Source organism: Methylomicrobium sp. Wu6 (genome assembly GCF_035916875.1).
GTDB lineage: Bacteria > Pseudomonadota > Gammaproteobacteria > Methylococcales > Methylomonadaceae > Methylomicrobium.
Genome location: NZ_JAXUHN010000082.1, coordinates 24,633 through 41,136 on the forward strand (window position 1 = coordinate 24,633; position 16,504 = coordinate 41,136).

The following is a 16,504-nucleotide window of genomic DNA, read 5'->3' on the forward strand; positions in this document are numbered from 1 at the left end:
AGAATAAGTTATGATCAGCTTTTTTCCAGCGCAAAATCCAACATGGCCGAACCGATCAAAACAACACATCCCGGCGGTTGCCCGCACGATTGTCCCGATACCTGCGCGATGGTCTTCGAGGTGACCGACGGCAAGCTGACCGGCGTCAAAGGCAACCCCGATCATCCGATGACGCGGGGCGGGCTCTGCGTCAAGCTGAAGGATTACGAAAAACGTCACTATCATCCGGGTCGCCTGCTTTATCCGATGCGCCGCAGCGGCCCGAAAGGCAGCGGCCAGTTCACGCGGATCAGCTGGGATGAAGCGCTGGATGAAATCGTCAGCCGCTGGCAGGCGATCATCGCCGAACACGGCCCACAGGCGATCGTGCCTTACAGCTACCTCGGCAATCAGGGCCTGGTCCATGGGCTGAACGGCGGCGATGCTTTCTTCAACCGCATGGGCGCCACCGTGACCGAGCGCACCTTCTGCGGCGAAGGCTCGAGCACCGCCTGGCTGTTGACGCTGGGGCCGACCGCCGGGGTCGATCCGGAAAGCTTCATTCACGCCAAATACATCATCATCTGGGCCTGCAATTCGGTCAGCACCAATCTGCATCACTGGCACATCGTCAAGGAAACGCAGAAGCAAGGCGCCAAGGTCGTCGTGATCGACGCCTATGCCTCCCGCACGGCGAAGGAAGCCGACTGGCATCTCGCGCCGAAGCCGGGTACGGACGGCGCGTTGGCGATGGCGATGATCCATACGATCATCGAAGAGGGCTTGATCGATCAGGATTATGTCGATCGCTACACGGCCGGTTTTGCGGAGCTGGCGGAACGGGCGAAATCGCGGACGCCTGAATGGGCGGAAGAAATCACCGGCATCCCGGCCGACGACATTCGCGAGCTGGCCCGCGAATATGCGGTCACGCAACCCGCCGCGATCCGGATCGGCGTCGCGCTGGAGCGGCATCACGGCGGCGGCCAGACCATTCGCGCTGTTTCCTGTCTGCCAGCCTTGACCGGCGCCTGGCGTCATGTCGGCGGCGGCATTCTGCAATTTCCGGTTTGGGAGCATCCTTACAGGTTCGACGTGATCTGCCGGCCTGACCTGATCCCTGAAGGCGCGCGCGTGATCAACGCCTTGGGGATCGGCCGCGCCCTGACCATCGATCCGCCCGCCGGTCCGCCGATCAAATCGATCATGTGCTGGAACGCGAACCCGGTCACCCAGGCGCCGGAAACCGACAAGATCGTCGAAGGCTTGAAGAACGACGATCTATTCCTGGTTTCGGCGGAACACTTCATCTCCGACACCGCCTTGTACGCCGATATTCTGCTGCCCGCGTCGATGGGCGCGGAGCTGGAAGACATCATCCTGTCCTGGGGGCATCTGTATCTGACCTACAATGCCAAATGCGTCGATTCTCCCGGCGAGGCGATCCCGAATAACGAGATTTTCCGGCGTCTGGCCGCGAGGTTCGGCTTTCAGGAAGATAATTTCAAGTGGTCCGACTCCGAATGCCTGGAGCATTATGTCGACTGGAATGCGCCCGCGTGCCAGGGCATCACTCTGGAAACTCTGCGTCAAAACGGCTTCGCGCGTTTAAACGTCGGCACCAAGGACGATCGGGCGCCGCACAAGGAAGGCAATTTCCCGACGCCGTCCGGTAAGTGCCAGCTGATCGCTCCGGGCGCCACCAATTTTGTACCGGGACCTTTCCGGCAGATGTACGAGGGCTTTCAACCGGGCGAAGCGCTGGACCCGCTGCCGGATTATGTGCCTTCCAGGGAAACGCCTGCAACGAATCCCGATCTGGCCAAACGCTATCCCCTGAACATCGTCTCTCCGAAGAGTCACTGTTTCCTGAATTCCTGCTACGCGAATATGGAAAACAAAATTCAGGGGCAGGGCGAGCAATTCGTACTGATCAATCAAGCTGACGCCGATCAGCGCGACATCCAGCATGGCGATCAGGTCAGGGTGTTTAACGGGCGGGGCGCTTTTGCGGGCGTTGCCAGGATCACCGAGGATGTGAAGCCGGGATTGATCGTCGCGACGCTGGGTTATTGGCGGCAGTTGAATGATGGGACGGTGAACAGCATCAGTACGGCGGAACTGGTCAATATGGGCAATGCGCCGTCGTTTTCGGACAATCTGGTGCAAGTGGAAGCGCTGCAATGACTATTTAACAGCTAGCAGGATGCGGTTCGTTTCCCGCCGCATCCCTAAGGCCCTGGCGAAGTAAATCAAACAGCTCGAGGAAGCGATGTCCGAACATGCGAAGGATCAGGCGTTCGAACAGGCGTTCGAACAGGCGGCGCGCAAATCCGCGGCGAACTGAAACTGGGGCTGGGGCTGGAGCTGGAGCAGACGCATGCCATATTATCCTTTAATCGAAAGCCTCCGCGATTCGCTCAGGGCCAATCTTGTCGAAGTTTCTTCACGACGCATCTTTGCGGCCGAAATTTACTGGCGCGATGGTGTGATCACCGCCATCTCCGAACTTGGTGGCGAAGATTCGGGCCTGCCATATCTCTTGCCTGGCTTTGTAGACGCGCATGTGCATATTGAAAGCTCGATGCTGACGCCGGCGGAGTTCGCCCGGATCGCGGCTCGCCATGGCACGGTGGCGGCGGTTTCGGACCCGCATGAGATTGCGAATGTATTGGGTCTCGACGGCGTGCGCTTCATGATCGATAGTGCCCGGCAAACCCCGTTCAAATTCTGCTTTGGCGCGCCGTCCTGTGTGCCGGCGACGTCGTTTGAGACGGCCGGTGCCAGGCTCGATTGCGAGCAACTGGAGATGCTGTTTCAAACAGGCGAGGCCAGCTATTTGTCCGAAGTGATGAATTATCCGGGCGTCCTCGCGGGCGATCCCGATATTCTGGCCAAGCTGGATCTGGCCCGACGTTACGGCTGTAAGATCGACGGCCATGCGCCGGGATTGTCGGGTTCGGAGGCTGTCCGCTATGCGGAAGCAGGAATCAGTACCGACCATGAATGCACTACCTTGAAAGAAGCCGAGGAAAAGTTGGCCTCGGGCATGCATATCCTGATCCGCGAAGGCTCGGCAGCGCGCAATTTCGAGGCCCTGCATCCATTGATCAGCCTTCATCCGGACAAAGTGATGCTGTGCAGCGACGACAAGCATCCGGACGAACTGGCGGCGGGGCATATCGATAGGCTGGCGGCGAGAGCGTTGCAATACGGCCATGCGCTTTTCGATGTGTTGCAATGCGCATCGATCAATCCGGTCCGGCACTATGGCCTGCCTATCGGACAATTAAGGCCGGGTGACCGCATGGATGCGGTGCTTGTCAGTGATCTTGAAACGCTGACGCCCCTGAAAACCTGGCTGGCCGGCCGTGTGGCTGCCGAACGTGGCAAGAGCCTGTTACCGGTCGTGAAACCGAAACCGATCAATCGGTTTAACGCCCGCAGGATTCAGATTTCCGACTTGATTATAAAATCGGCGAGTCAAACCATCCGCGTGATTCAGGCGCTTGATGGCGAATTGCTGACCCGTGCAAGGGTGCTGGCGCCTAAGGTCTCCGGTGGCAACATCGTCGCGGATATCGAACGGGATGTGCTGATGTTGACCGTGGTCAATCGCTATCGCCCCGAAAAGCCGGCCGTCGCGTTCATTCAGGGTTTCGGCCTGAAGCAGGGCGCACTGGCGTCGAGCGTGGCGCACGATTCGCATAACATTATCGCGGTAGGGGCCGATGCGGAGTCAATTTGCCGGGCCGTGAATGGTATTATCGAGCAACAGGGTGGCATCGCCGTTGTGGAAAACGACCGCTTCGAGTGCTTGCCGCTGCCGATCGCCGGCTTGATCAGCGACAGGGATGGCGACTATGTCGCAAATCGCTACGCGGAACTGGACCGCATCGCCAAACGGATCGGCTCGCCCCTGAGGACTCCGTTCATGACCCTGTCGTTCATGGCTTTGCTGGTGATCCCGGATCTGAAGTTGAGCGATCGGGGGCTGTTTGACAGTCGCACCTTTCAATTCACCGACCTGGGGGTATAAACGCATGTCTGTTGCGAGCGAAGCGGTCCCATTTCTGCTGAACCGGGACAAAATCGAGGAAAAGGCCGGGCCTGGTGTGGTGTTGCTGGACATCATCCGCCGCGTTCATCATCTGACCGGCACGAAGGAAGCCTGCCGCGAGGGCGACTGCGGCGCCTGCATGGTCTTGCTGGGCACGCCCGAGGCGTCATCACGAATGCGTTATGTTCCGGTCAACTCCTGTTTATTGCCGCTCGGCGCGGTTGCCGGCTGTCATCTGGTCACGATAGAGGGCATTAACGGCCCGGAGCTGAATCCGATTCAACAAATGCTGGTGGCCCAGGGCGGCATTCAATGCGGCTTTTGTACGCCGGGATTCGTGATCGCGTTAACCGCCTTTTTTCTGAACAGCATAAACTCCGATGCCGCCGCGGCGATGGATGCGGTGGCGGGCAATCTTTGTCGCTGCACCGGCTATGCGGGCATCAAACGGACCATTCAAGCACTTTGCAGTCGTTTCGATTTGAGCGGCTCGCCTCAGGAAAACCGCATCCGGGATTGCATCGATTGGCATTTGCTGCCGCGTTACTTTGCGTCGATTCCGGAAAAACTGGCCTCTTTGCCCCGGATAAAGCCGGCACCTGGAGATTCGGATGCCGTCAGGGTCGCCGGCGGCACTGACCTGTTTGTGCAAAAACCGGAAATATTATGTTCCGCTCCGCTGAATTTCCTGCGGCCAGAAAACAGCGCCGAATGTGTCCGCCTGCAGGACGGCCGCTGCATCATCGATGCAGCAACGACGATCGAGCAGCTGCGAACCTCTCAAGCACTGCAAAATCTGTTTCCGGCGATCGACGAAGATTTCAGGCGGATCTGTTGCGCGCCGATTCGGCAGCGGGCGACCGTTGGAGGCAATCTATTCAACGCTTCGCCGATCGCCGATCTGGCAGTGTTTTTTCTGGCGTTGGATGCGCGTCTTCACATCGATGGGCCAATGCAGGAACGCCCGGTCCGCTTGCGGGATTTCTTCAAGGCCTACAAACAAATCGATTGCGGGCCGGACGAACTGCTCCGGGAAATCAGTTTAGCGCTTCCCGAACCGCCTTTCGGATTCAGCTTTGAAAAGGTCAGTAAACGGACCTACCTGGATATCGCCAGCGTCAATTCGGCGCTGCTGATCGAGCTATCGAACGGAGTGATTCAAAAGGTTTGCTTGTCCGCCGGCGGCGTCGCGCCGATTCCACTGTATTTGAACTCGACCTGCGAGTTTCTGTTGGGCAAGGCGGTGCGCGAGGAAGTCGTTCTTGAAGCGGCCAGGGTCGCGCAAAGCGAAATTGCGCCGATTTCGGATATCCGCGGCACCGCCGACTATAAAGGCCTGCTGCTCAGGCAGCTGATTTTCGCCCATTTCCTGAAACTGTTTCCGGAGCAACTCTGCTGGGAGGCGCTGCATGAAACTGCGTGATGCCGAACTGCATGCGCAAGGCGCGTCCCAATTCACCGACGATCTGCTGCATCCGGAGGGAACGCTGGCGGTTTATCCGGCGGTCTCCTCTATTGCGCGCGGCATCATCGAAAAGATCGATACCGAGCCTGCTTTCGCGCATGTCGGGGTGATTGCGGTTTTTACGGCGGCCGATATTCCGGGGGTGAATCAAATCGGCAATTTTTCGGCCGACGAAGTGCTGCTGGCCGAAAAAGAAGTTGTGTATCTGGGGCAGCCGATCGCCTTGGTGGTTGCCGAAACCGGCGAGATTGCCCGGCAGGCGGCGGCGTCGGTCGTGGTCGATTACCAGTCGTTGCCTGCCGTATTCGACGCCCGGACAGCGGATAAAATGGGTCTGCATATCGCGCCGAGAAGGCTGTTTTCTTGCGGCGATGTCGAAGCGGCCTGGGCCGGATGCGATCTGATCGTCGAAGGCTCGGCTGTGACCGGCGCGCAGGAGCACATGTATCTCGAAACCCAGAATGCGATCGCCTATCCTCTGGAAAACAACGGCCTTCGGGTTTTTTCGGCGACCCAGTCCCCAGGGGGCACGCAGCGCAGCATCGCGAGGGTATTGGGCCTGCCGATGCATGCGGTCGAAGTCGATGTGGTGCGCCTCGGCGGCGGTTTTGGCGGCAAGGAAGAACAGGCGACTGCATTTGCGGTGATGGCGGCGCTGGCGTCCCATCACCTGCAACGGATCGTAAAAATCTCGCTGCGGCGGGATGAGGACTACCGGCTGACCGGCAAGCGCCACCCTTATGAGGCCGATTTTAAGATCGGTCTGGATCGGTCCGGCAAGATTCTGGCTTACCGGGCCGATTTCTTCCAGAATGCCGGCGCGATAGCCGACCTGTCTCCGCCCATTCTGGAGCGCTCGTTGTTTCATGCCGGCAACAGTTATTTCATCCCGAATATGCAGGTTAGCGCGGTCAGTTGCCGGACGAATCTGCCGCCCAATACCGCTTTTCGTGGATTCGGCGGGCCGCAGGCGATGTATGTTCTGGAGAGTGCGATTTTTAAGGCGGCAGATAAAATGGGGGTCGACGCGAGCCGAATCCAAGAAGTCAACCTGCTGCGGGAAGGCCAGCATTTTTACTACGGCATGCAGGCGCGGCGTTGCATGGCGACCGCATGCTGGCGTGAGGCGCAGTCCCGTTTTGCCCTGCAGCAACGGCAGCTGGAAATTGATGCGTTCAATGCGGCCCATAAACTCGAAAAGAAAGGCATCGCGATCATGCCGATCTGTTTCGGCATTTCTTTTACCTCGACTTTTCTGAATCAGGCCGATGCGCTGCTGCATGTTTACGGCGACGGTAGCGTCAGCGTCAGTTGCGGCGCGGTTGAAATGGGGCAGGGCGTTAAACAGAAGATTGGCCAGGTCGTCTCCGTCGTTTTCGGTATCGACGAGCAACGCGTCAAGGTTGAAAGCACCAATACCACGCGCATCGCGAATATGTCGCCGACCGCCGCCAGCACCGGCGCCGATCTGAACGGCCAGGCGGCGCGCCTGGCGGCATTGCAGATCAAGCAGCGCCTGATCGATCTGGCCGCCGCTCGGTTGGGCGGCGTCGATGCCTCGGAGATTACCTTCGAGAGGGAACAGGTTTGCCGACAAGGCCAACCCACAGAGCTGAGCTGGAACAGACTGGTCAGTCTGGCCTATCTATCGCGGACGGCCTTGTCGGCGGAGGTGCATTATGCGACGCCCGAGCTGTTTTTCGACCGGACCAAAGAGCAAGGACAGCCCTTCGCCTATCATGTTTACGGCTGTGCGGCGGTCGAAGTTACCCTCGATTGTCTGCGCGGCCGCTATCGCATCGATAGCGTAAAAGTCGTACACGACGACGGTCAACCGCTGGATGTGATGGTCGACTGCGGCCAGATTGAAGGCGGAATCGTGCAAGGGCTGGGCTGGATGACGCTGGAAGAGGTCCTCTTCGATGACTCCGGGCGTTTGTTGACCGATAATCTGACCGCTTACAAAATTCCGGATATGCATTTTGCACCCGACATCGACGTGCATTTTTTAGCATCGGCGACGAATCCGCCGGGGCTGATGCATTCAAAAGCAGTCGGCGAACCGCCCTTGATGTACGGTATTGCGGCGTATTTCGCGCTGTGCAAGGCGATTCGGGCGTTTATTCCCGCCTGGCAGCCCGATTTCCGCGCTCCGATGACGCCGGAAAAAGTGCTGTTGGCGCTCTATCAGAAACAACATCCCGATGCTTAGCTGGCGCAACGTGGTTCACGGCAGTGTGGTTTATGCGGGCGGCGATGCCATTGCCGCCGCGATCGAGGGCGAATTTCAGATTAGCCGGACGCTGGGCATGATGCTTGTCGGCGGAACGCTTTATGCGATCGAGATACCGGCGTATTTCGCCTGGATAGATCGGCAGTTTGACCATGCCGGTCGATGGCATGCGATAAAGCGCATGCTCTGTGCGGAAGCGTTTTTCAATCCGCTGTGGATCGCGCGGCATATCGCGCTGATTAACTTGGTTTCGGGTCGCGGTTCGGAAATCAACTGGGGCTTGTTGGCGATCGGTCTGGATTCCTTTCTGTACGCCATGCCGTTTGCGCTTCTGGCCAATTACGTCATCCAAAACCTGATACCGCTCAACTGGCGGTTTTTGGCCAGTGCGCTTTTTTCGTCAGTCATGGCGGTCTATTACGCCTCGAGCAAGGAGTTGTATGGTTGATCCGGCGCAACCCTGGCAATGGATTGGCGACGCCCTGGCTTCGGGCGCTCAGGTCATGCTGTTGATTGTGGTGGACAGTGCCGGCAGTTCTCCGGGCAGACGCGGCGCCAAAATGGCGGTCACCGCAAGCGGGGTGATCGGAACGATTGGGGGGGGGACCATTGAAAATGGCTTGATTGAGTCGGTCAGGGAATCGATGGCCTGGGGACAAACAGAGCCGAAGATTCATTCCATTGTGCATCATGCGTCTGAAACGGGCAACGGCTCCGGCATGATCTGCGGAGGCGAACAAACGGTTTTAGTCTATCCCTGCCGGCTTCAGGACCTACCCCTCTTCGAACAGTTGGACGAATGCTGCCGCCTCAGAACGCCAAGGCGCCTCGTCATTTCAAGGTATGGCCTGCAATTGATCGACGCTGGCTCGACGGGATTATCTGCACATTACGAGGCCGGCGAAGACTGGCATTACCAGGAAGTGATCGGGCTGCGCAGATGCGCTTATATCATCGGAGGCGGGCATGTCAGTCTGATGCTTTCGAAAGTGCTCGATCTACTGTCTTTCGATAGCGTCGTGATCGACGAGCGGGCAGGCCTCGAAACGATGAAAAGCAATGGCGTCGCCTGGAAAAAAATCGTCATCTCTTATGCTGAGATCGATAAAATGATTCCGGAAGGCCCGGAGGTTTTTGTCATCATCATGACGCACAGCCATCGAACCGATGCACAGGTCTTGGCGAAGCTGGCCGAAAAGAATGTTCCTTACCTTGGCCTATTAGGCAGCCGTAAAAAATTGCCTCGATCAAGGAGGCATTGTCCGGGCAAACACTGCAAAAGCTGCATGCGCCCATCGGCTTGCCGATCAAGAGTCATACGCCGGCGGAAATCGCGATCAGTATCGCGGCCGAGCTGATTCAATTTATCAATTCCGACGATTACCCTTGCACATGATAAACCTGACGATACGCCTGGCAACCCCAGGCGATGCCGACCGTTCAATGATTGTCGGCCTGGGACCCGTCACGGTCGATCCGGCATTGCAAAACCGCATGATCGGCCGTCGGCTCATGCAGGACCTGCTCCAGCGGGCATCCGCTCGATGACATCCACTACAATCCGGTCAAACACGGCTTGGTTAAACGTGTCGCCGATTGGCCTTATTCGAGTTTCCACGATTTTGTCCGCTTGGGGCAATATCCATTTGGAATGGGCGGATCCAGTGGGTACACAGGAACGAGATTTGGAGTAATGGCTTTCCCGAAGGCGGCTTACAACGCGCGGTAATCTCCGGGTAAATTCAAAGTCAATGCGTGTGCGCGTCTAACCCACCCATATAAAACAACTATTGACGAAAAATCAGATCCGCGTATCGTGTAAACTATCCCTTTACCTATTTTATTATTTTATTGGGTTGGTGAATCCAATGGCCTCGAAAAATATAAACATCACAGAAGCCGAATTATCCAAAGCCCGCGATTACATTGCCCAACAGTTCGCTGTGCACAGTTGGTGGCCTAAGGAGCAACCGGGCGAAGCCAAAAGGGAATTCGATTTGATGAAAGGCAGCGCGACCGCGTTGAATGTCTGGTGCGAGAGGTGGCTGGATGCCGGGCAATGCAAAAAGCTGGAAAAAGCGCTACGGAGCTGAGTTTTTTTTCACTGATTATTCCGGAGATAGCCCCATGAAAAATAATATTTTTATCGGCTTATTGTTACTGGCTTGCATTACTCCCGCCTTGGCCGACATGATCGGCTCCGTCGATACCGAATTCAAACTCATTGGCCCCGATAATAAAATCGTCATTGAGGCCTTTGACGATCCGGATGTGGCCGGCGTGACCTGTTATATTAGCCGCGCAAAAACCGGGGGCGTTTCCGGGGCCGTTGGCGTCGCGGAAGACACTTCCGATGCTTCTTTGTCCTGCCATCAAACCGGGACGGTGAATCTTGATCCGAAAATTAAATCAGGCGCCCGCGATGGCGAAGATGTCTTTAAGAAACGCACCTCGCTGGTTTTCAAGTCGATGCAGGTGGTCAGGTTCTATGATAAAAACCGCAATACGTTGGTCTACATGGTCTATAGCGACCGCGTATTAAAAGGCTCGCCGAAAAACAGTATTTCCGCCGTACCGATCCTGCCTTGGCGCTAAGGGTTTATTCTATAATGCCTCAAAACCGCCAACGGAGATATTAATGAACTACTTGCCGATCGTATCTTTCTCTTTGATTTTTAGCCTGAGCGCCTGTTCCAGCCTGTATTACAGCGGCCTGGAGAAAATAGGAATCCCTAAACGGGAAGTGATGGTTCATCGGGTTGAGAAGGCGCGCGATACGCAGGAAGAAACAAAGGAACAATTCAAATCCGCCCTGGAGCAGTTTACAGCGGTCACCAATTTCAAGGGCGGCGATCTGGAGGCGACTTACAATAAACTCAATAGCGAATACGAGGCCAGCGTTAAAAAAGCGGATGAAGTCAGGTACCGCATCAGTGAAATCGAAGATGTCTCGGAGGCCTTGTTCAGTGAATGGGAAAACGAAATCACGCAATACAGCAGCGCGTCTCTCAAGCGCAGCAGTCAAAACAAGCTCAATGAAACCAAAATCCAATACCAGCAATTGATTAAGGCCATGAAGAGCGCCGAATCAAAAATCGAACCGATTCTGGCGGTTTTTAAGGATCAAGTGATGTTTATGAAGCATAACCTCAATGCCCAGGCCATTGCTTCTCTGAAAACCGAATTGGGTTCAATAAAAACGGATGTTTCAAACCTGATTGCCGCCATGGAAAAGTCCATTAATGAAGCCAATGCTTTTATCAAAACGATGGAAAAGTAAAAAATTGCCCTACGGCGCAATTCCCAGACGAGCATTATTGATCCGGCCCTTAAAAGTTTGAGGCCGTTCGCCTTGAGCCTGTCGAAAGGCCAGTTCATCCGGGGCGTCGAATCTCAGCCCGAACGGAGTTTGAAACTTCATGGGGCCGGATCAATAGTGCAAGTGGAAGCGCTGCAATGAAAACTTGACCCAACGACTGCACCATTCTTGATCAACAACGAAATTCATCGTCTCCATCGGTTTTATTTTCATCGAGGTTGACTCCGGCCAATGAGTAGCCTCGATGAAGCGCAGCGGAATCGAGGGATTTGCGGCTTCGATTTTCCTCGATTCCGCATGGCTACATCGAGGCTACTTGCTTGGGGCAATATCCATTTGGAATGGGTGGATCCAGTGGGTACATAGGAACGAGATTTGGAGTAATTGGCTTTCCCGAAGGCGGGTTCCAACGCGCGGAAATCTCCGGGTAATTTCAAAGTCAATGCGTGCGCGAGTTTAACCCGCCCTATGGGCTTGATGAAGCGTAGCGGAATCAAGGCTACTTGCTACCAGATATCATTTGCCATCCGCCTATTCCGTAAGACCAATCCATTTCCCAGTGATTTGTACGCCACGAAAGCACCAGATCATAAAAACCACTATAACTAGGATCAGGTAAATATTTAAGTTTTACCGTTTGTTGATAGGGAGTTGATGGGTTGTAGTTATATGTATAGGCAATATCGCCGGTTTGGCAGGAATGGCTGTTCTATGGGCGCGACGGGGTTTCCAACCCCGTTGCTTACGTTTTGTGCCTTGCGCGATGGCAAAGGAGACGAAATGTAACGGTCGGGTTTGCAAAACCCGACCGGCGGGTGGAGATAATCATTCACGGAAATGGCCTAAATTTCATCAATGCGAATCCAAAGGCTCCTGAAATATTTCAGCGGGTGATCTTTATCCTTGATGTCCTTGCAAGGCGTTCCTGCATTTCTCTTGATCGAGCCATCATCGCTCAGAAGCTGAAATTGATTGTCTCGATGCGGATAAAACAAAACACTTTCCGGGCGAAAATCGGATGGCCAGCCGGTGACTTCAATCCGTTCGGGATTTTCATTTTCCAGCCCTGACCACTGGTAAAGAGCAAATTGATCGCTGCCATCATAAGCGCCGGCAACGATGATGAAGCGATTCTGACTTTCCCAGTATTCGAGGCTCCGGATGCCAAGGCCATTTAAATCCAGTTCTATGGGATTGCCAAAAATGGCATGGGCATTTTTTTCTTTAATCAATTCCAGGGGATTGGTCAGGGGCAAAAGAATGGCCTTGCCGTCAGGAATGGGATTGCGAAAACCAATCAATAGCGCTTTGTTATTGGGGGTTGCGGCGAGTCCTTCTATGTTTAGCCCGCCTTTTGCTTTAGGCGGTAGTTGTTCTGCAGCTTCAAGGTGATAGCGTTGCAAGCGTTCATCCCGCAACATGTCTTCGACGAGCCGCGTATAGGAATGCCCGATTTGTTTGAAGCGCGGGTCGCCATCGTCTTTGGATAATTTATTGGCAAAGAATTGCCGGCGTTCCGGTTCCAGTTGACCGTCTTTATTTCTGCCATGAGAAGTCATCCAGTAGATTATGCCGTCCATTTGGGTCGCGGCTTCGATATCGACTTCCTTGATTTTGGGATTGTTATCAAAGTAGTCGTTAAGATCCCTGCCGGAAATTCCAGCAACGGGCCTACCCGAATGGTCCGAGCGATAGATTTTCAGGATATTGTCTTCATCATTCGCAACTGCAAAATGCTGTTCATCGAGGACAACGGCCCCTGACGCATCACAGATTCCCTGATGTTGCAGTTCTCTCTCGACACTGAATCTGAGTTTTTTCATCTGTCACATGACTCCAAGTTAACCGTTGGGCATGCCTATGCTCTATAGGGCGAGCTTAGGTGTGAAACCTGAGATTCGAACGTGAACGTTGGTTTATATTACGTTCAACAGCTCTGATCGTTAATGGAAGGAGGAGTTCATTAGTCTATTAAATCAGTTGACTAATATTTAAGGCGGGATTTTATTGGTATTAAAAGACTGGCTGCGCCGCAATTGCGATCGCAGCCAGTAAAGTCAACTTAGATGACTTTTACGTTTTCCGCTTGTGGGCCTTTAGGGCCGCGGGTTACGCTGAATTCGACTTTTTGGCCTTCATCCAGGCTTTTGTAGCCGCCTGCGTTGACGATGCTTCTGAAGTGAACGAAAACATCGGGGCCTGAGCTCTGTTCGATAAAGCCGAAGCCTTTTTCAGAGTTAAACCATTTAACGGTGCCGGTAGTCAGTGTAGACATAGTAAGTCCTGTAAATATTAAATATTGTTTGTAAAGCCTTTATGAGGCGGGTCTAGCTGGTAAAATTGGAACTTACTAAATGAAAAACAGGACGAGAAACTACGAGAGAAACGTCGAAATGGTAAACAGAGGGTAAATCTTCTTTTCAAGCCGAGAGCAGTATGGACTTCTTATTCAGTGGTGTCAAGATATATTTTTGAAACAGCATGAGGGCAAGGAGGGGAGTAGCTAAAATTGTCCCTTCTGTTGTCTAATTGTTGATTAACCCGGATGCCGTATTGCCAACAAATAGACGCCCAGGCCGACCATGACCGCGCCGCTGATCAGCTTGAGCCAACGGCCTTCGTTCTCCTGAAGCCGCCTTTGGCTGAGGGTGAAAACACCGATGCCGAGTACGATGACATCGTCAAGCATGTAGGCCGCATTGTACAGCAACAGATAGCCGTAGTAGCTAAAACCGCTCAGTTGCTGCAAAGTCAGGATGCGGGTATAAAGCGCGGGAAAGCCCGAAGTACAGAGAAATTCGACGATCTGCACCAGGATGGCCAGAATCACTGCGCCGATCATCGCGCCAAGCAGATTTTCGGCTTGCAGTATATGGCGCATTTGGACATAGATGCCGGGTTTTGATTTTTGGGGTATCGACAGCGAAATCCCGCGTCCATAGGCCGGGAAATCCTTGATATGGATCGCGCCGGCAAGTATCGCAAGGGCCGCGATGATGATCTCCGAGGCGCGGGAAAGACCGACGAGCAGGAACAGATTGAGCCAGGCCGCCATGAACACGAGATAGGCGACACCTTCCACCGCGATAAAGGTTCCGGCGACCGCGAGCATGCGCCAGCGGTTTTGCATCGGCGCGAGCAGCGAAATCATCAGAATCAGCACCCACATCGAACATGGGTTGAAGCCGTCGAGCAAGCCCATCGCCAGCGTAAACATCGGCAGGCCAACCTGTTCGAGCGAAAGGGTATGGCCGAATAGCGCGACTTCAAACTTTTCCGGCCCGGAAGGTGAGGGCGTTTCGCTTTCGCAAGTCTGGTTTTTATCAACGATGCAGCTCTCGGGGGTGGCAACGGGGGCTTGTTTTGCGTGCTTAGCCCGATCCAGCTCGGCCCGGATCTGGTTTCCCGTGTTAGCATCTTCCGAAAAGCCGATAATCAACTGTCCGTTGATATAAAAGGCCGGCACACTTAATTTGTTAAGGCCTTGAGCGGTTGACAATTGCTTTAGGCGTTCGAGCGCGAGGGCATCCCGGCTGACATCGCGCATCGAAATCCGCACATCCGGCCGTTCGGCCGACAAAGCGGACAGGAACTCTTCGGCCTTAACGCAATGGGGGCAGCCTTCGCGGACGAATACCTCGAGATCGACGGCAGCCTGAACCCTATCGGAAGATGCCGTGATTTCAGCTGTCGTCGATTGCATATCGGCGGCAGCGAGTCCGGAATTTCCTATCGGCAATGCCGACAGCAAGGCCAGGATAATTATCTTTGGAAGTCCATATAAAGATTTGAACGCTTTCATTTGAGTTCTTGATTCACGTGGCAAGGCTTATTATAAGGCGAAATAAGTTGTAACTTTTCTTCAGCGCGAAACGCCAAAAGCCATCTACGGAGGGGCTCCCTTTTGCCGCGAACAGTTACAATGCGTTACTTTATTCTGACAAAGTATATTGAAATTTATTCTCTCCAACCTCTCATGAAAACATTCGTCATCATCAAAACAGGCTCGACCTTCCCTGCCGTGCAACAACAATTTGGCGACTTTGAAGACTGGATGATCGACGGCTGCGGCTTGACCGCTGCCGAAGTTCCCGTCATCGACGCGATGGCGGGAGAGACTTTGCCTCCGTTGCATAGTTTAGCGGGCGTGATCATTACTGGGTCGCCCGCCATGGTCACCGATCAAACGGACTGGATGCGGTCGTTGGCTTCCTGGATAGCGCAGGCCGTTGAGCGCAATATTCCGTTGCTGGGTGTGTGTTTCGGGCATCAACTATTGGCGCAGGCGATGGGGGGAGGGGTGGATTATCATCCCGAAGGGCGTGAAATCGGCACCGTCGCGATCAACTTGACCGATGAGGGCAGGAAGGATTTTCTCTTGGGCCATTTGCCGGAAACGTTTACCGCGCATGTGACCCATGCGCAAACGGTGACCCGGCTGCCGGCAAGTGCGCTCCGGCTGGCAGGAAATCCATATGAAGCCCATCATGCGTTTCGTCTGGGCGACAGCGCCTGGGGCGTCCAATTTCATCCCGAATTCACGGCAGACATCATGCACGCATATGTCAGAAAACATGCGGACGCGTTGCGCCAAGAGGGTAGGTATGTCGACGCAATAAAGGCTGGGATCGATCATACCGAGTCGGCGAATGCGCTGCTGAAACGGTTCTATGCCTATTGTTTACAAAAGCAAGAGAAAGCCGGTACCGATGCCGGTTCACGGCATCAGTGGCCGTAAGGTACGCGTGCTGCTTTATCCGGCTATCGAGATGACGACTTCATTAAATTGAATAACCGGCTCGATAGTGGTGTAGTTTGGCATATCGCCCTGGAGCGCTGCGGCGTGGGGAGTGAAAGCGTCCATGAAGTCTTCCGGCGAGTCGAACAAGAAATGGCACATTGCGATATAGGCGGGTTCGCTACCTGGTATGGCGCCGCTGATACCGTGTTCGACGGTAACCCCTTTGAAACCTGGATGAGCGCTCAAGAGTTCAATAGACATTGGCATATGTGTATCGACATAATAACGCATGTCGAACCGGCTATCTGGAGTGTTTGGGTAAAGGATGCTGATCTTTATCATTGATTCCTCAATATTTATACGCACGCATCGCATGCCATTTTCAAAACGACCCGTTAATTCAGGCCCCAAAAGATACGCCGTGTGTGCTTACAAGTCTTCGTAGCTCAGCCCAATCAACGCTCTTTAATGCATGCCTTTATACATAAAGGCCGTCATGCCCGCCGGGAAGCGGGTCGTCTGCATTCGTGCGGTCGCGGATTCCGGCGATCCCCATGTGTCCTGCGTGTATGCCGGAATGACGGACATGTGTAAGTGCTTAGCAGAAAGTAAATTGGTATTGAGAGCCAAAACCAGCGCCGATTTCATCGATAGCCTCCTCAAGTTCGGTAGGTGTAAACGATTGGAATGGCAGCCACTCGTATTTC

15 protein-coding genes and 2 pseudogenes are annotated in these 16,504 nt (G+C 54.4%); 12 read left to right on the top strand and 5 right to left on the bottom strand.

Annotation, left to right across the window (positions count from 1 at the left end):
* The first annotated feature begins 42 nt into the window (after nucleotides 1-42).
* From U2W12_RS12510 to U2W12_RS12560, 11 genes and pseudogenes are all read left to right on the top strand, one after another.
* Nucleotides 43-2,166, top strand: coding sequence for a molybdopterin oxidoreductase family protein (locus U2W12_RS12510; RefSeq protein WP_326501027.1), 2,124 nt, complete (start codon nucleotides 43-45; stop codon nucleotides 2,164-2,166).
* A gap of 193 nt (nucleotides 2,167-2,359) precedes the next feature.
* On the top strand, nucleotides 2,360-4,018 hold the full coding sequence (gene ade, locus U2W12_RS12515) for an adenine deaminase (RefSeq protein ID WP_326501028.1): 1,659 nt from the start codon (nucleotides 2,360-2,362) through the stop codon (nucleotides 4,016-4,018).
* Between the two features lie 4 nt (nucleotides 4,019-4,022).
* Nucleotides 4,023-5,462 (top strand): FAD binding domain-containing protein, encoded by a 1,440-nt coding sequence (locus tag U2W12_RS12520; RefSeq protein WP_326501029.1) that lies wholly within the window; start codon nucleotides 4,023-4,025, stop codon nucleotides 5,460-5,462.
* Nucleotides 5,449-7,716, top strand: a complete 2,268-nt coding sequence (locus tag U2W12_RS12525) for a molybdopterin cofactor-binding domain-containing protein (protein WP_326501030.1) — start codon at nucleotides 5,449-5,451, stop codon at nucleotides 7,714-7,716. The genes U2W12_RS12520 and U2W12_RS12525 overlap by 14 nt, the downstream gene beginning before the upstream one ends.
* A complete protein-coding gene (locus U2W12_RS12530; protein ID WP_326501031.1) occupies nucleotides 7,709-8,185 on the top strand; it encodes a hypothetical protein in 477 nt (158 codons plus the stop codon). Before U2W12_RS12525 ends, U2W12_RS12530 begins: the two co-directional genes overlap by 8 nt.
* A gap of 55 nt (nucleotides 8,186-8,240) precedes the next feature.
* Nucleotides 8,241-9,133, top strand: a pseudogene (locus U2W12_RS12535) (XdhC family protein).
* Nucleotides 9,124-9,285, top strand: coding sequence for a hypothetical protein (locus U2W12_RS12540; protein ID WP_326501032.1), 162 nt, complete (start codon nucleotides 9,124-9,126; stop codon nucleotides 9,283-9,285). The pseudogene U2W12_RS12535 and the gene U2W12_RS12540 overlap by 10 nt, the downstream one beginning before the upstream one ends.
* Nucleotides 9,281-9,466: pseudogene (locus U2W12_RS12545) on the top strand (hypothetical protein); the annotation flags it as partial. The gene U2W12_RS12540 and the pseudogene U2W12_RS12545, both read left to right, overlap by 5 nt.
* A 139-nt stretch (nucleotides 9,467-9,605) precedes the next feature.
* Nucleotides 9,606-9,830, top strand: coding sequence for a hypothetical protein (locus U2W12_RS12550; RefSeq protein WP_326501033.1), 225 nt, complete (start codon nucleotides 9,606-9,608; stop codon nucleotides 9,828-9,830).
* A gap of 34 nt (nucleotides 9,831-9,864) precedes the next feature.
* Entirely contained in the window at nucleotides 9,865-10,332 is a 468-nt protein-coding gene (gene creA / locus U2W12_RS12555; RefSeq protein WP_326501034.1) for a protein CreA, read from the top strand.
* Between the two features lie 43 nt (nucleotides 10,333-10,375).
* On the top strand, nucleotides 10,376-11,017 hold the full coding sequence (locus U2W12_RS12560) for a DUF2959 domain-containing protein (RefSeq protein WP_326501035.1): 642 nt from the start codon (nucleotides 10,376-10,378) through the stop codon (nucleotides 11,015-11,017).
* Nucleotides 11,018-11,898: 881 nt separating this feature from the next.
* Here the strand turns inward: U2W12_RS12560 and U2W12_RS12565 are convergent.
* The 3 genes from U2W12_RS12565 to U2W12_RS12575 form a co-directional block, all read right to left on the bottom strand.
* Nucleotides 11,899-12,879, bottom strand: a complete 981-nt coding sequence (locus U2W12_RS12565) for a DUF3616 domain-containing protein (RefSeq protein WP_326501036.1) — start codon at nucleotides 12,877-12,879, stop codon at nucleotides 11,899-11,901.
* A gap of 239 nt (nucleotides 12,880-13,118) precedes the next feature.
* Entirely contained in the window at nucleotides 13,119-13,331 is a 213-nt protein-coding gene (locus tag U2W12_RS12570) for a cold-shock protein (RefSeq protein WP_326501037.1), read from the bottom strand.
* Between the two features lie 261 nt (nucleotides 13,332-13,592).
* On the bottom strand, nucleotides 13,593-14,858 hold the full coding sequence (locus tag U2W12_RS12575; protein ID WP_326501038.1) for a glutaredoxin: 1,266 nt from the start codon (nucleotides 14,856-14,858) through the stop codon (nucleotides 13,593-13,595).
* Nucleotides 14,859-15,032: 174 nt separating this feature from the next.
* On the opposite strand from U2W12_RS12575, the gene U2W12_RS12580 reads away from it, so the two are divergent.
* Complete coding sequence (locus tag U2W12_RS12580) at nucleotides 15,033-15,794, top strand: glutamine amidotransferase (RefSeq protein WP_326501039.1); 762 nt, start codon at nucleotides 15,033-15,035, stop codon at nucleotides 15,792-15,794.
* Between the two features lie 15 nt (nucleotides 15,795-15,809).
* Here U2W12_RS12580 and U2W12_RS12585 read toward each other — a convergent pair whose 3' ends face one another.
* Both U2W12_RS12585 and U2W12_RS12590 read right to left on the bottom strand, forming a co-directional pair.
* A complete protein-coding gene (locus tag U2W12_RS12585) occupies nucleotides 15,810-16,139 on the bottom strand; it encodes an EthD family reductase (RefSeq protein ID WP_326501040.1) in 330 nt (109 codons plus the stop codon).
* A 123-nt stretch (nucleotides 16,140-16,262) separates the two neighbouring features.
* Nucleotides 16,263-16,445 carry a hypothetical protein gene (locus tag U2W12_RS12590; RefSeq protein ID WP_326501041.1) on the bottom strand — a complete coding sequence of 61 codons (183 nt, stop codon included), beginning with the start codon at nucleotides 16,443-16,445 and terminating at the stop codon, nucleotides 16,263-16,265.
* Nucleotides 16,446-16,504 lie beyond the last annotated feature (59 nt).

Bases quoted from the DNA above. Each gene is read 5' to 3' on its own strand.
- U2W12_RS12510 (WP_326501027.1), top strand. From the start codon at position 43: ATGGCCGAACCGATCAAAACAACACATCCCGGCGGTTGCCCGCACGAT.
- ade (WP_326501028.1), top strand. From the start codon at position 2,360: ATGCCATATTATCCTTTAATCGAAAGCCTCCGCGATTCGCTCAGGGCC.
- U2W12_RS12520 (WP_326501029.1), top strand. From the start codon at position 4,023: ATGTCTGTTGCGAGCGAAGCGGTCCCATTTCTGCTGAACCGGGACAAA.
- U2W12_RS12525 (WP_326501030.1), top strand. From the start codon at position 5,449: ATGAAACTGCGTGATGCCGAACTGCATGCGCAAGGCGCGTCCCAATTC.
- U2W12_RS12530 (WP_326501031.1), top strand. From the start codon at position 7,709: ATGCTTAGCTGGCGCAACGTGGTTCACGGCAGTGTGGTTTATGCGGGC.
- U2W12_RS12550 (WP_326501033.1), top strand. From the start codon at position 9,606: ATGGCCTCGAAAAATATAAACATCACAGAAGCCGAATTATCCAAAGCC.
- creA (WP_326501034.1), top strand. From the start codon at position 9,865: ATGAAAAATAATATTTTTATCGGCTTATTGTTACTGGCTTGCATTACT.
- U2W12_RS12560 (WP_326501035.1), top strand. From the start codon at position 10,376: ATGAACTACTTGCCGATCGTATCTTTCTCTTTGATTTTTAGCCTGAGC.
- U2W12_RS12565 (WP_326501036.1), bottom strand. From the start codon at position 12,879: ATGAAAAAACTCAGATTCAGTGTCGAGAGAGAACTGCAACATCAGGGA.
- U2W12_RS12570 (WP_326501037.1), bottom strand. From the start codon at position 13,331: ATGTCTACACTGACTACCGGCACCGTTAAATGGTTTAACTCTGAAAAA.
- U2W12_RS12575 (WP_326501038.1), bottom strand. From the start codon at position 14,858: ATGAAAGCGTTCAAATCTTTATATGGACTTCCAAAGATAATTATCCTG.
- U2W12_RS12580 (WP_326501039.1), top strand. From the start codon at position 15,033: ATGAAAACATTCGTCATCATCAAAACAGGCTCGACCTTCCCTGCCGTG.
- U2W12_RS12585 (WP_326501040.1), bottom strand. From the start codon at position 16,139: ATGATAAAGATCAGCATCCTTTACCCAAACACTCCAGATAGCCGGTTC.
- U2W12_RS12590 (WP_326501041.1), bottom strand. From the start codon at position 16,445: ATGAAATCGGCGCTGGTTTTGGCTCTCAATACCAATTTACTTTCTGCT.